At 30.3% G+C, this 14878-nt stretch carries 15 protein-coding genes; 7 read left to right on the top strand and 8 right to left on the bottom strand.

All coding sequences use genetic code 11. The features are described 5' to 3' along the window. Nucleotides 1-2: 2 nt before the first annotated feature. The 3 genes from pyrC to ruvX are packed head-to-tail and all read right to left on the bottom strand — an operon-like array spanning nt 3 to nt 2729. On the bottom strand, nt 3-1289 hold the full coding sequence (gene pyrC, locus SAR11_RS05405; RefSeq protein WP_011282146.1) for a dihydroorotase: 1287 nt from the start codon (nt 1287-1289) through the stop codon (nt 3-5). Beyond that, nucleotides 1290-2231, bottom strand: a complete 942-nt coding sequence (locus tag SAR11_RS05400) for an aspartate carbamoyltransferase catalytic subunit (protein WP_006996847.1) — start codon at nt 2229-2231, stop codon at nt 1290-1292. 42 nt (nt 2232-2273) lie between these two features. Then, nucleotides 2274-2729: a Holliday junction resolvase RuvX gene (gene ruvX, locus SAR11_RS05395; protein WP_006996848.1), complete on the bottom strand. Its 456-nt coding sequence runs from the start codon at nt 2727-2729 to the stop codon at nt 2274-2276. Between the two features lie 51 nt (nt 2730-2780). Here ruvX and gatC point away from each other — a divergent pair, with 51 nt between their 5' ends. Genes gatC through SAR11_RS05360 form a run of 7 tightly spaced genes read left to right on the top strand, consistent with a single transcriptional unit; the run spans nt 2781 to nt 9424 of the window. Further along, nucleotides 2781-3068 (top strand): Asp-tRNA(Asn)/Glu-tRNA(Gln) amidotransferase subunit GatC, encoded by a 288-nt coding sequence (gene gatC, locus SAR11_RS05390; RefSeq protein ID WP_006996849.1) that lies wholly within the window; start codon nt 2781-2783, stop codon nt 3066-3068. Further along, entirely contained in the window at nt 3068-4525 is a 1458-nt protein-coding gene (gene gatA, locus SAR11_RS05385) for an Asp-tRNA(Asn)/Glu-tRNA(Gln) amidotransferase subunit GatA (RefSeq protein WP_011282145.1), read from the top strand. Before gatC ends, gatA begins: the two co-directional genes overlap by 1 nt. Beyond that, complete coding sequence (gene gatB / locus SAR11_RS05380) at nt 4526-6004, top strand: Asp-tRNA(Asn)/Glu-tRNA(Gln) amidotransferase subunit GatB (RefSeq protein WP_011282144.1); 1479 nt, start codon at nt 4526-4528, stop codon at nt 6002-6004. It begins immediately after the preceding gene. A gap of 36 nt (nt 6005-6040) precedes the next feature. Next, complete coding sequence (locus tag SAR11_RS05375; protein ID WP_011282143.1) at nt 6041-6691, top strand: O-methyltransferase; 651 nt, start codon at nt 6041-6043, stop codon at nt 6689-6691. After that, complete coding sequence (locus tag SAR11_RS05370) at nt 6691-7596, top strand: rhodanese-related sulfurtransferase (RefSeq protein ID WP_011282142.1); 906 nt, start codon at nt 6691-6693, stop codon at nt 7594-7596. Before SAR11_RS05375 ends, SAR11_RS05370 begins: the two co-directional genes overlap by 1 nt. Nucleotides 7597-7605: 9 nt before the next feature. Beyond that, entirely contained in the window at nt 7606-8976 is a 1371-nt protein-coding gene (locus tag SAR11_RS05365) for an MATE family efflux transporter (protein ID WP_006996854.1), read from the top strand. Then, complete coding sequence (locus SAR11_RS05360) at nt 8939-9424, top strand: thermonuclease family protein (RefSeq protein WP_006996855.1); 486 nt, start codon at nt 8939-8941, stop codon at nt 9422-9424. Before SAR11_RS05365 ends, SAR11_RS05360 begins: the two co-directional genes overlap by 38 nt. Before the next feature lie 39 nt (nt 9425-9463). Here the strand turns inward: SAR11_RS05360 and SAR11_RS05355 are convergent, their stop codons facing one another. The 5 genes from SAR11_RS05355 to SAR11_RS05335 are packed head-to-tail and all read right to left on the bottom strand — an operon-like array spanning nt 9464 to nt 14876. Further along, nucleotides 9464-9727, bottom strand: a complete 264-nt coding sequence (locus SAR11_RS05355) for a GNAT family N-acetyltransferase (protein ID WP_006996856.1) — start codon at nt 9725-9727, stop codon at nt 9464-9466. Continuing rightward, complete coding sequence (locus tag SAR11_RS05350; protein WP_006996857.1) at nt 9727-10467, bottom strand: amino acid ABC transporter permease; 741 nt, start codon at nt 10465-10467, stop codon at nt 9727-9729. The genes SAR11_RS05355 and SAR11_RS05350 overlap by 1 nt, the downstream gene beginning before the upstream one ends. A 40-nt stretch (nt 10468-10507) precedes the next feature. After that, nucleotides 10508-11275 (bottom strand): transporter substrate-binding domain-containing protein, encoded by a 768-nt coding sequence (locus SAR11_RS05345; protein WP_011282140.1) that lies wholly within the window; start codon nt 11273-11275, stop codon nt 10508-10510. Nucleotides 11276-11311: 36 nt separating this feature from the next. Next, on the bottom strand, nt 11312-11875 hold the full coding sequence (locus SAR11_RS05340; RefSeq protein ID WP_006996859.1) for a sarcosine oxidase subunit gamma: 564 nt from the start codon (nt 11873-11875) through the stop codon (nt 11312-11314). Then, nucleotides 11868-14876: a sarcosine oxidase subunit alpha family protein gene (locus SAR11_RS05335; protein ID WP_006996860.1), complete on the bottom strand. Its 3009-nt coding sequence runs from the start codon at nt 14874-14876 to the stop codon at nt 11868-11870. The genes SAR11_RS05340 and SAR11_RS05335 overlap by 8 nt, the downstream gene beginning before the upstream one ends. Between the last annotated feature and the right edge of the window lie 2 nt (nt 14877-14878).

Raw genomic sequence — 14878 nt, 5'->3', positions numbered from 1 at the left:
TATTATAACTTAAATAATTCTTCACCTTTTACAAATGTATTGGTGACTTTTCCTTGAAGTTTTTTGTCTTCAATAGAGGTATTTTTTGATTTGGAGACAAGCTTATCTTTTTTGACAACCCATGGCTTGTCAATATCAACAATGCAAAAATCTGCTTCATTGCCCACTGAAAGATTACCCTTATCAATTTTTAAAATTTTTGCAGGGTTTGATGTTAAAGCTTTAATGATAGTTTCTAATTTAACAGAGCCATTGTGATATAATTCTAGACTTAATGATAAAAGCGTTTCTATTCCAGAGGCCCCTGTAGATGCTTGTGCAAACGTTAATCTTTTTTGCTCTTCATCTTCTGGTTTGTGATCAGATACAATAACGTCTATCGTTTCATCTTTTAATCCTTGTACTAGAGCAATTCTATCTTCTTCAGTTCTTAATGGCGGTGATAATTTTAAAAAAGTTCTAAAATCTCCTATATCATTTTCATTTAATGAAAGATTATTTATGGAGACACCTGTTGTAAATTTAACTTTATTTTTTCTTTCCTCAATAATTTCTACTGATTTAGCAGCTGAAATCTGTGATATGTGATATCTGCATTTAATGTTTTCAAGTAACGTTAAATCTCTTTCAATAATTATTCTTTCAGCAACAGCAGGTATTCCAGATAATCCAAGTTTAGTTGCAATAATTCCAGAATTAATCATTCCATTTTTGGATAAATCATAATCTTCAGCGTGTTGCATGATCAGTGTACCCAAGTCTTTAGCTGAATTCATTATGCGTGACATTAATCTAGTATTTTGAATTGTTTTAACTCCATCAGTAAATCCAATTATTCCTCTACTTTGAAGTAGACCAAATTCAGTCATGGTAGTTCCTTCAATATTTTTGGTAAGGGCTGCACTTGGAAAAACATTTATTTTAGATTTATCTCTTCCACGTCTTTTTAAAAAATCTACTATTGAAACGTTATCTATAATTGGGTCAGTATTAGGCATAGTAACAACTGAAGTAACACCTCCTGCAAGAGCTGCGTTACTTAGCGTTCTAAAATTTTCTTTATATTCATAACCAGGTTCACCTGCAAAGACACGCATATCAACTAGACCTGGGAATATATATTTGCCATTTAAATCTATTACTTTTTCTCTTGAAGGAATGTTATTAGTATTTACTTTTTTACCAACAGCTTCAATAAAGCCATCTTCTCCAATAATTAATCCACCTTTCTCATTGATAGAGTTATAAGGGTCAATTATATTTGCATTTATAAAGTATTGTTTTTTCATTTATTCACAAAATATTTTTAAACAAGCCATTCTTACTGCAACACCTAGTTCAACCTGTTCCTTAATTACGCTTCTGTTAATGTCATCTGCTAATTTAGTGTCAATTTCGATCCCTCTATTCATAGGGCCTGGATGCATAATTAAAGCATCATCTTTTGCATGAGCAAGTTTATCTGGAGTTAGTCCATAATATTCATAGTACTCTCTATTAGAAGACAAGAAAGAACTAGTCATCCTTTCATTTTGTAACCTTAACATCATTACAATATCACAATCTTTCAAACCTTTTTTCATATCTGTAAAAGTATTAACCCCAAACTTTTCTATTTCTTTTGGCATTAAATTTGATGGTGCAATAATGTTAACTTCTGCACCTAACATATTTAAAAGATAAATATTTGATCTTGCAACACGTGAATGAGTTATGTCACCACAAATCGCAACTCTTAAACCTTCAATTTTTTTTTTTCGATTTATAATTGTTAAAGCATCTAGTAAAGCTTGAGTAGGGTGTTCACGGCTTCCATCTCCAGCATTAAGTACTGCGCAATTTACTTTTTGAGATAAAAGATTACACGCACCTGAATCTTGGTGTCTAATTACAATTATATCAGGATGCATTGCATTTAAAGTCATTGCAGTATCTATGAGTGTTTCACCTTTCTTAATAGCTGAATTTGCCATATTCATTGACATAACATCTGCACCTAATCTTTTTCCAGCTAATTCAAATGAACTCTGTGTTCTTGTTGAAGGTTCAAAAAACAAATTAATTTGAGTTTTACCACTTAAGACATTTAATCTTTTGTTTTTACTTTGATTTAATTTGATGAAACTTTTAGCTTCTTCTAAAATAAAATTAACATCATTAATTGATAGATCTTGAATACCTAGGAGGTGTTTTTGAGAGATTTTAATAGCTTTATTTATTTTGGTTGCCATTAAAATTAACTCTATAACTATTAACCATCACTATGGCAAGTATTAATTATTTAAAAAGTCTATTGCCCCTTGTAAAATAAAGGCCGCAGCATTTTGATCAATTGTTTTAACTCTTTTTGAAACGTTAACGTCTAATAAACTCGATAGATTAAATGCTCCAACTGTTGAAAGTCTCTCATCCCATAAAATTACTGGCAGGTCTATAGATTTTGATATATTTGATGCAACATCATTAACTGATTGAGCTGATCTACCTAGACTGCCATCCATATTAACTGGGTTCCCTACAATTATTCCACCAATATTATTATCCTTAATTATTATCTTAAGTTCATCAATTAGTTCGTTTGTGTTGGTTTTGTTTATGGTTTTAAAGGGTGTGGCTATGGATTGTCTTTCATCACAAATTGATACACCAATTCTTTTAGACCCTAAATCTAAACCAATAAATCTCACCTTATTTGTGTGTTTTATTTTAAAATCTTCAATTGTGATCATATTGTATATTTTATACTTAAGTGATAGTTTGCCGACATATTTAATTACCACATGACAATTGATCTTAAAACAATAAAGCATATATCTAAATTATCAAGAATCTCAGTTGATGATGCAAAAGCTAATAAATTAGCTGGAGATCTTAACTCTATATTTGATTTCATTGAAAAATTAAATGAACTCAATACTGATAATATTGAGCCTTTAACTTCTGTTGCAGAGACCACATTAAAATTAAGAGCCGACGAGGTTAAAAGTGAAAATATTAGAGATCAAATATTAAAAAACTCACCAGAGGAAAATGAAGATTTTTTTGTAGTACCAAGGGTTGTTGAATAATGTCTGATATTACATCACTCACTTTAACTGAATTAGTTAAAAATATTAAAGATAAAAAGATTTCTTCTGAAGAAACTACAAAAGCTTTTATTGATAGAGGAGAAAAATCTAGAGATTTAAATACATACATAACAGAAGATTTTTCTAATGCACTTTTGAAAGCTAAAAGTTTTGATCAAAAACCAAATTTTGATTTAAAACTTCCGGGTGTTCCAATAGCTGTTAAGGATTTGTTTTGTACCAAAGATGTTAAAACTACAGCAGGTAGTAAAATTTTAAATAATTTTATTCCACCATACGAGTCTACTGTTACTCAAAATATTTGGAATGAAGGTGCGATATTACTTGGTAAGTTAAATTGTGATGAATTTGCAATGGGCTCATCTAATGAAACTAGTTTTTTTGGAAATGTACAAAGTCCAATAGACAAAGGTTTAGTACCAGGTGGCTCTTCAGGAGGCTCTGCATCAGCTCTAGCAGCTAATTTAACGCCTATTACAATTGGAACTGATACAGGTGGCTCTATTAGACAACCTGCTTCATTTACAGGTACCGTTGGATTAAAGCCTACTTATGGAAGTTGTTCACGATATGGAATTGTTGCTTTTGCATCTTCATTAGATCAAGCAGGACCAATGTCTAAAGATGTAAAAGATTGCGCATTGCTTCAAGAAATAATTAGTACTTATGATGAAAAAGACTCAACATCAATTGATTTTAAAAGAAATGAATACAGTAAAGAATTAACAAATAATATTAAAGGTAAGAAAATTGGAATTCCTAAAGAATATAGAGTTGATGGAATGCCAAAAGAAATAGAGGATTTATGGACGAAGGGCATTGAGTATGCAAAAGATTGTGGTGCTGAAATTGTAGAAATTTCATTACCTCATACAAACTATGCTCTACCTACTTATTATATAGTGGCCCCTGCGGAAGCTTCTTCAAACTTAGCAAGATATGATGGTGTTAAGTATGGTTTTAGATCTAAAGGTGAAAACCTTATTGATATGTATGAAAAGACAAGATCTGAAGGTTTTGGTAGCGAAGTTCAAAGAAGAATAATGATTGGGACTTATGTTTTGTCCTCTGGTTATTATGATGCTTATTATCTAAAGGCTCAAAAAGTTAGGAAATTAATAAAAAACGATTTTGATGAAGCTTATAAAAAAGTTGATGCAATTTTAACCCCATCAACACCAAGTGCTGCTTTTAAAATTGGTGAAAAAACTAATGACCCAGTTTCAATGTATTTAAATGATATATTTACAGTTCCAGTGAATTTAGCTGGATTACCAGCAATTTCAATTCCAGCAGGAATAGATGTTAAAGGTTATCCATTGGGACTACAAATTATTGGTAAAGCTTTTGATGAACAAAATATTTTAAACATAGCTTATGCTATGGAAGAGAAAATTCAGTTTAAAAATAAAATTACTGACTGGTGGATTAAATAGATGACTAAAGATAATTCAGAATATTTAATTGAAAGACGAGATAATGTTTATGAAGTAGTAATCGGCCTTGAAGTTCATGCTCAAGTTACATCGAATTCTAAATTATTTTCATCTTCATCAACTACCTTTGGTGCTGAACCTAATACACAAGTAAGTTTAGTGGATGCTGCATTTCCAGGAATGCTTCCAGTTATTAATGAGTACTGTGTAAAACAGGCAATTAAAACGGGCATAGGTTTAAGAGCTCAAATTAATAAAAGATCAGTTTTTGATAGAAAAAATTATTTTTATGCAGATCTTCCACAAGGTTATCAGATCTCACAGTTTAAGTATCCAATAGTAGGAGAGGGAACAGTTATTCTTGATATGGCACATGGCCAAAAAGAAGTAGGGATTGAAAGATTACACCTAGAACAAGATGCTGGAAAAAGTATTCATGATATGGACCCACAAAATACATTGGTTGACTTAAATAGATCTGGTGTAGCTTTGATGGAAATTGTTAGCAAACCAGACATGAGAACTCCAGATGAAGTTAGTGCTTATATTAAAAAATTAAGATCTATTATGAGATACCTTGGTACGTGTGATGGAAATATGCAGGAAGGCTCTTTAAGAGCTGATGTCAATATTTCTGTTAGAATTAAAGGTTCTGATAAACTTGGAACTCGTTGTGAGATTAAAAATGTTAACTCAATTAAATTTATGCAAATGGCTATTGATTATGAAGCTAATAGACAAGTTGATTTAATTGAAGATGGTAAAACAATTGATCAAGAAACAAGATTATTTGATACTAAAAAAAATGAAACAAGATCTATGAGATCTAAAGAAGATGCTCATGATTATCGATATTTTCCAGATCCAGACCTATTACCATTAGAAGTAACAGATGAATTTATTGAAAAACTTAAAGCAGATATCCCAGAATTACCAGACGATAAGAAAAAAAGATTTATTGATGAGTTTAAAGTCTCTGCTTACGAAGCAACAATTTTAGTATCAGATATTGAAACAGCTAAATATTTTGAAGAGGTAGTTGCTAAAATGGGCAAAAACAAAGATATGAAGTTAGCAGTTAACTGGATTACAGGTGAATTATTTGCTGTTTTAAATAATAAAAATTTAGAAATATCTGAAAGCCCAGTAAGTGCCAAAAATTTAGCAAAGTTAATTAATCTAATTAAGAATGGAACAATTTCTGGAAAAATAGCTAAAACAATATTTGAATTGATGATTGATGGAGACATAGATCCTCAAATAATTGTTGAAGAAAAAGGTTTAAAACAGGAAAGTGACCCTAAAGCTTTAGAGGCGTTAATAGATAAAATAATTGATACTAATAGAGAAAAAGCTATTGAATATAAGAATGGTAAAGAAAAGCTATTTGGTTTCTTTGTAGGTCAAGCAATGAAAGTTTCAGGTGGTAAAGCTAATCCACAACTAATAAATGAAATATTAAAAAAAAAACTTCAATAGTCTTAAAATAGGTAGACACAAAGGACTTAAAATACCATGGGTAAAGCAATTAGAATTACTGAAAAGCTTGAAAAATATATAAATAATTTTAGTTTAAAGTTAAATCCCATCCAGCAAGAAATAATCGAATACAATAATACACTTGGGGATGTTAAGAGAATGCAAGTTGCAACATCTCAATGTCATTTTCTTCATTTAATTATAAAAACCTCTAACATTAAAAATGTACTTGAAATTGGTACTTTTACTGGGTTAAGTGCACTTTCAATAGCTTTAGCACTACCAGATGATGGCAAACTTATAGCGCTAGATAAAGACAAAGAAACCAACAAGATTGCAGTAAATTTTTTTAAAAAAGCTAATCTTAATAATAAAATTCAAACAATTGTTAAGCCTGCATTAGATAGTTTAGATGAATTAAAGAATAGTAAATTTGATATGGTTTTTATTGATGCCGATAAAATGAATTATAAAGAATATTATGAAAGATCACTGAAGTTATTATATAAAGGAGGATTGATTATTGTAGACAATGTTTTATGGCATGGTGAGGTCGCTGATGAAGATAATTTAGATAAATTCACTGTAAATATTAGAGATTTTAATACTTATGTTGCAAACGATAAAAGAGTGGAACAAATCATTGTCCCTTTAGGTGACGGTATGACTGTTTGTAGAGTGATATAATGTTTGATGTTTTTGGTTTTTACAAATTTAAAAAACTCACTTCTTTAAAAAAAAATAAGATTTTACTACAGGATTATTTGATTAAAAAAAATATTCGAGGAACAATAATTATAGCTAATGAAGGAGTAAATGCAACAATCTCAGGAAAAGCTAACGATCTAAAGTCAACTATCACCAAGATTAAAAAGATATTGAATTTTAAAAAGTTTGATAGTGAAAATATTTCAAAAAGTAAATTTCAACCATTTCATAAGCCAAAAGTAAAAATTAAAAAAGAAGTAGTTCCCATGGGTCTTTCTTTGTCATCAAAAAATAAGAAAAATAATCATATAGATCCTAAAAAATGGAATAAGTTAATTAATGATAAAGACACATTAGTTTTAGATTCAAGAAAACCATTTGAATATAATGTGGGTACCTTTAAAAGATCAGTTAATCCTGATGTTGCTAATTTTAGAGAATTTCCAAAATACCTGAATAAACTAAAAAAAACAAAACCAATTGCAATGTTTTGTACTGGTGGAATAAGATGTGAGAAAGCTTCAGTATTTTTAGAAAAAAAAGGTTTTAAAAATGTTTATCAGTTAAAAGGTGGAATTTTAAATTATTTAAAAAATATTAAGAAAAAGGAAAGTTTATGGAATGGGGAATGTTTTGTCTTTGATAACAGAATCAGTGTTAAACATGGATTAATAACTGGCACATACTCAATGTGTAGTGGATGTAGAAAACCGGTTTCACCAAAAGATAAGAAGTCTAAAAAATATGAGGAGGGTGTTTCATGCGTAAACTGTCATGATAATTTAACTCAAACTCAAAAAGAGAGATTTCGAATGAGACAAAAGCAAATAAACCTTGCTAAAAAGACTGGATCGAAGCATATATTTCAAAAAGAATTTAAATAGGAAAAATAATTGTCCAAAGCCATTAAATTAACTAAAGATCCAATTTGGGAATTACTTAGAAAAGTAACTATCCCAGCAAGTGTTGGTTCATTATTTCAAACATTTTATAATTTAGTTGATACATGGTTTGCGGGTAGAATTTCTGCAGAAGCTATAGGTGCTATTGCTAAGTCATTTCCCATATATTTTGTTATCATTGCTGTTGGTGTTGGTATTGGAGCTGCAACGAACTCATGTATTGGCAATTTATTAGGTGCTAAAAAAATTAATAAAGCTTCACTATTTATTGCTCAATCAGTAATTTTTTCATTGGTTACTTCTATTGTAGTTACTTTATTTGGATTAAACGCCTCTAATTTTCTCTTGAGTGTTATGGGCTCTGATGCTGCTGGTATCGCTTTAACTAGAGAGTATTTAGATATAATTTTTTATGGAACATTTATAGTTATGATCCAAATCTCTTTAAATGGAGCTTTAAATGCACAGGGAGATACTAAAAGTTATAGAAATGTTCTTATCTTTAGCTTCTTTTTAAATATTTTTTTAAACCCATTATTTATCTGGGGATACGGAATTGTTCCAGCTTATGGTATAGGTGGCCTTGCAATAGCAACTGTTATCGCTCAATCTATTGGTACTATTTATTTAGCCTATAAAATTAACTCATGTAAATTAAGAAAGTATTTATCTATTAAATGCTTTATTCCTAAGTTTATTCTTCTTAAAGAATTGTTCGCACAAGCAATGCCAATTATGATTAGTATGTTGTTTATTGGAGTAGGTATTTTTAACATATTATATTTTATTGGACAATTTGGTGATCTTGCAACAGCAGGCTATGGTGCAGCTTTAAGAGTTGAGCAAGTCTTCTTACTTCCAGTAATTGGTTTAAATACAGCAGTACTTTCTATCGGTGGACAAAACTTTGGTGCTAAAAATTATAACCGTATTAGAGAGCTTTATACTAAGGCATTATTTTTTGGATCATCGTTTATGGCCGTAGCAGGTGTGGTTTTATTCTTCGGTGCAGAGTTTTTTGTATCTCAGTTTACAGATAATGTAGAAGCTATTTATCATGGTGCTATATATTTAAAAGTTGCTGCATTAATAGCTCCTATTTACCCAGTATTCTTTATTACAACAGCAGTCTTTCAGGCACTTAAAAAACCAATTTATAGTCTTTACTTAAGCGTTCTAAGGTTAACTGCATTTCCGTTCTTATCATTATGGTATGTAATTAATATTAGAGGAGGAGATTATGCGGATATTTTTTATACCATCATGGCAACCAATTGGTTTATGGGTATTGCAGTAATCATCTTTATTGGATATTTTTTAAATAATGTTTTTAAACAAAAAAAAAGCCATTTTTCTTATTAGTGTTTCCGCACTAATATTTATTTTAACTATTAACCAAGTCAAATCTCAAACAATTAAAATTGTAGATGGAGACACAATTCATCTTAATGGAGAAAAAATTAGATTTACAGGGATAGATACACCTGAATTAAAACAAACTTGCCTTAACGAAGGAGCTAAGGATCCTTGTGGAATTACAGCAAAACAAATCCTTATTGATAAAATTTCAAACAATAGCGTTGAATGTATTAGTGAAGGAAAAGATCAATACAAAAGAACACTGGCTGAATGTTTTGTTAATAACGAAAGCTTATCAAGTTATTTAGTTAGAAGTGGCTATGCATTTGCCTATAGAAGGTATTCAAAAAAATTTGTATCTGATGAAGATTATGCAAGAATTAATAAAATAGGTATGTGGTCTATGGAATTTGATTATCCTTGGGATTACAGAAAATCTAAGAAAAATTAAAGCTAATAGGGTAGTTCTGTTAACAGGTGCTCCAAAATTCTAGTTAATCTCTTGTTTATTAATTTTAAAGAGCTTTTCACCTAAAGGACTGATTGGGTCTTGAGGTGTGGGTTTGATTTTAGTTTTTTCCTCAACGATACTTAATAGTTTTTTAGCAAGTCCTTGACGTCTAAACATGGGGTTAACAAAAATATACTCCACTTCGGCTGTCTCATTATACCGAACAAAACCAAGTGTAGTATTAATGTTTTTAAAAGTAATAACACCATCATTTAGTTCAACATCATAGTCTAAATTACTCATTAATTATTACCATCTTGTTTAAGTTTTTTTTCAAATTTTCTTACTATGAAAGAAACAATTAATATCAAAATTAAATATTCCAAGATTAAAAATGTATAAATTTCTAATGGTCTATAGGTTGACACAACTAATTCATTTGCTTTTCTTGTTAAGTCACCAATACCTATAATTGATACCAATGAAGACATTTTTAATACATATACAAACTGGTTGCCTAATGCAGGAAGGATATTTTTAATTGCTTGTGGAAGAATTACTAATCTTAACCTTTTATAAAAAGTTAAACCCAGTGATGAGCCTGCTTCCCATTGTGATTTTTTAATTGAGTTTATTCCTGCTCTAAAAATTTCTGCTTGAAAAGCACTTTCACTTATTGCCAGCGCAATTATTCCAGACACAAATGGACTGAAACTTAATCCAGTCATTATAGGTAAACCATAATAAATCCATAATATTAAAACAAGTAACGGTATTGCTCTTACAATTTCCACATATCCAATATTTATGTATGTTAAAAATTTATTCTTAGCTAAAGAAGGAATTGCAACGATAAACCCTAAAATTGCAGATATAATTATAGATACTACTGAAATATAAATAGTTGTAGTTAAACCACTTAATAAAAATTTTAGGTTTGTTAAACCTTCAACATTGTTAGGTGATAGAATAAACCAACCCAATTCCTGACCACTACAAGAGGTAAGGGGTAAAATTAAAAGTAAAAAAAGTAAATTTTTCACTCTTAAAGTTATAATGAATTAGAGATTAATATCTAATTTTTTATAAGCTTTTTAAATTATATTTAGCGAGTAGTTTATTAAAGAAACCAGAGGATTTTTTACTTTTGATCCACTCATTTACATAATCATTCCAAACTTGATCATTTTTACTAACCATCATTGCTAAAAAGGCAGGATTTTTTTCTCCATCAGGAACAATTGCTAATTGAGGGTACTTGACAACTAATTTATTAGCCTCTGTTGAACTTGTAATGTTTCCATCAGCTCTACCAGCTAATACTTCTTGAAAGTCTCTTGCAGGTGACTCAACTGATTGTAATTTAGACAAAGGAAAGAACTCTTTAGCTTTTTCCTCTTGAGAAGTCCCAAGTGTTGTAGCAATCGTTACATCTTTATTGTTTAAAGATTTCCATGTTGAATATTTTTTTAAATTCTTTTTAAGTACCAATGGAACAGTTCCATACTTGTAATAAGAATCTGTAAATCCAGCAACTTCTGCTCTTTTTGGAGTTTTAGTGACACTTGTGGAAATATCATATCTTCCTGCGGTAATTCCTGAAACAATTGTTTTCCATTCAGTTGGTACAAAGGTAATTTTCACACCCATATCTTTTGCTAATTCTTGCATGACATCAATATCAAATCCCTTATATTTATTTGTAGCAGGATCTTTCATGGCCATTGGATCCCAGTCGCCTGTTGTTCCAACTTTTAACTCACCAGAGGATAAAATCTGATCAAGTTTTGATTCTGCGTTAAGAGAGAAGGGTAAAAGTGCTAATAGCACCACAAGAAGTATTTTTTTCATAAACTTTTTATAACAATAATTTTAATAAATATAAGCTTATAACCTTGACGCACTATCACTCAACCAAGAGTGTAAATGCTCAGAAAAAGACCTTCTAACAAATAAATTTACCTCATTAATCTCTTTATGATGAATAATTACATCAATATGAGATAATATTGTTTGAACAACTGGTCCTTTTTTTGTTTTAAAATCATTAAAATTGAAAGGGGAACCTGTAGCAAATAAATCAAAAACCTTACCACCTTTGATATTTAACATTACAAATTGGTCGCTAACATCAGTTACAGCGCCCAATTTAACTTTAGATATATTTTTAATTAATTCATCTTCAACTTGATAAGTGTTACTTTCCTCACTCACAGTTTCATTTGATATTAACATCCATTCATCGGGACTTAACCAAAATGCAGTTAATTTCTCTGCTGATGTAGACGTATTAGCCTCAGTGGGTAAAACCATATTAAGATTTTTACCTACTGCAGTAATAAAATCTTTTGTTTTACCTCTTATGATTAATTTCATAATAGGTTTGATTTCTTTAATTTCTAAATCAGAATATGTTATATCCCCTTTAATAGAAGTTTTATAATTAAGCATTTAACCTCAAATTTTCTTTGTCAAAAAAAACAGGATCAACAATCGTCACATTAATATTTTTATTTTCCATTGGGATAAATAATTTTTGACCTAGCATATTTTTTCCACCTCTAACTACTGCTAGGGCAATTGATTTATTTAAATTAGGGCTATAGTAACTTGAAGTTACATGACCTAGCATTTCAACTGGTTTTAAACTAGTGTCAGCAACTATTTGAGCTCCTTCTTCTAAAACTTCACTTGGATTATCTGTCAGTAAACCTACTAATTGTTTTCTATCTTCTTTCATGGTGTCAGATCTATAAAGAGATCTTTTACCAATAAAGTCATATTTCTTTTTACTAACAATCCAATCCATCTGTAAATCTATAGGTGTCATCGTTGCATCCGTATCTTGGCCAACAATAATAAATCCTTTTTCTGCTCTTAATAAGTGCATTGTCTCAGTGCCATAAGGAGTGATGTTAAATTCTTTACCTGCTTCCATGCATTTTTTCCATAAGTCTTCACCATAGTTAGCTTGGATATTAATTTCATAACTATGTTCACCAGTAAAACTAATACGCATAATTCTACATTTAATATTGCCAATTTTTGTATTTTTGAATGACATGTGTGGAAAGCTTTCATCTGAAAGATCAAGATCAGGTATTAATTTATTAAGAATTTTTTTACTATTAGGCCCACAGATGCTAGCTGTTGCATAATGATCCGTTACAGATGACAAATACACATCTAGTTCAGGCCATTCAGTTTGTAGGTAATCTTCTAGTTTTCCTAATACGTTTGCAGCACCACCTGTTGTTGTGGTCATAATATAATGATTTTCATCAAGTCTAGTTGTGACCCCATCATCGTAAACCATACCATCTTCATTAAGCATTAAACCATAACGACATTTTCCAATGGCAAGTTTTGACCAAGCATTTGTATAAACTCTGTTTAAAAATTCTGAAGCATCCGTTCCTTGAATATCAATTTTACCAAGAGTTGAAGCATCTAATATACCAGCGCTATTTCTTGCAGCTTTACTTTCCCTTTGAACGGCCTCATGCATTGTTTCATTATTTTTTGGATAGTACCAAGCTCTTTTCCACTGACCAACATTTTCAAATTCAGCTTTATTTTCTATGTGCCAGTCATTCATTGGCGTTCTTCTAAATGTATCAAAATATTCACCAACATTTCGTCCAACAATTGTTCCAAATGTTAATGGAGTGTAAGGAGGTCTAAACGTTGTAGTTCCAAGCTCACCCATCTTAACACCAGCAGTTTCTGCAATAATACCAAGGGCATGCATATTACCAAGCTTTCCTTGATCGGTACCCATTCCAGTTGTTGTATATCTTTTTACATGTTCAATCGATCTAAAACCTTCTCTTAGAGCAAGTTTAATATCTTTTGCAGTTGCATCATTTTGATAATCTACGAAAGGTTTTGTTTTTCCTAAAACTTTATCGGATGGAAGTAGCCAAATATTTCTAATCTTATTATCTTTAGGACAATTTATTTCTAAATTGTCAAATTCAGTTTCATTTATATTTAAAAATTCTTTTAAAGATTTTGTAGAATTTTTTATAACATCATCTAAATCAAAATCACCATTACAAGAACCAATGCTAATTTGAGCTGATGAATATATATCAGGAATAAATACTTGATCTTTTTCTCTAAATTTTAATTTACCTCCTGATTGAGTAAACAAATGAACGGCTGGCGTCCATCCACCTGCAATTGCTAGGCAATCACAATCAAGTTCTATTTTTTCTGGATTTGCAAAAGATTGACCATCTTCTGACAATTCCATTATTGTAATTTTATTAATTCTTTTATAACCCTCAGTATTTACAACTGTGTGTGATCTATAAACTTTAATCCCTAAATCGTCAGCTTCTTTAGTAAATGCAGTTTTAGATTGCTTTCTAATATCTATGATTGCTTCAACTTTAATACCTTTTTTTTGTAATGAAATTGCACTTTCATAAGCTGTGTCATTATTAGTAAGAAATATATTTTTTTGACCAGTTGCAACACCATAATAATCTGCATACTTTTTAACTGCAGATGAAAGCATAATACCAGGTCTATCGTTATTATTAAATACCAGAGGTCGCTCTAAAGAACCAGTAGCAACAATAACTTTTTTAGCTCTAATTTTTAATAATCTTTGTCTTACTTTTTTATTTTTTTCATTTTTAGGAAGGTGATCAGTTAAATTTTCTCTAGCTAATAAATAGTTATATCCATGATAAGCAGCAACACTAGTTCTTGTTTTAATTTCTAGGTTTTCAATATTTCTTAATTCATTAATTTCATTTTCTAACCAAACAGAAGAATTTTGATCGTTTATTTTTATATGATCTGAATTTTGGAAAATTGTAGATCCTCCGATTTCATTTTTTTCATCAAGTAATAATGTTTTAAGATTATTTTTTGCTGCAGTTTTTGCAGCTATAATTCCACTAATGCCAGCTCCGATAACCAAAACATCACAGTGAATGTATTTATGATCATATATGTCAGGATCAGGCACTGTTGGAGATTTTCCTAGTCCTGCTGAATGTCTTATAACATATTCATACTTTTCCCAAAAATTAGCAGGCCACATAAATGTTTTATAATAAAAACCAGCAGGCAGAAGTGGGGATAAGAAATTATTTATACCTCCAATATCAAAGTTAACACTAGGCCAACAATTTTGACTGTTTGCCTCAAGCCCATGATAGATTTCTAGTTCGGTTGCTCTAACATTGGGTTCTGTTAGTGCTGTGTTGTTATTAACCTGTACAATTGCATTAGGCTCTTCAGATCCTGAAGTCATTATTCCTCGTGGCCTATGATATTTAAAACTTCTTCCTACTAAATGAATACCATTAGCTAGCAAAGCTGAGGCAAGGGTATCACCTTTGTATCCAAAATAAGATTTTCCATTGAATTTAAAAGAAACTCTGGAAGTTTCATCAATATATTTACTAGTTGTAACTCTTAAATTTTTTAGCATTA

The sequence above is a fragment of the Candidatus Pelagibacter ubique HTCC1062 genome (assembly GCF_000012345.1).
Classification (GTDB): Bacteria; Pseudomonadota; Alphaproteobacteria; order Pelagibacterales; family Pelagibacteraceae; genus Pelagibacter; species Pelagibacter ubiqueversans.
The sequence above is the reverse complement of the archived record's forward strand: the minus strand, read 5'-3'. Positions and strand labels throughout refer to the sequence as shown.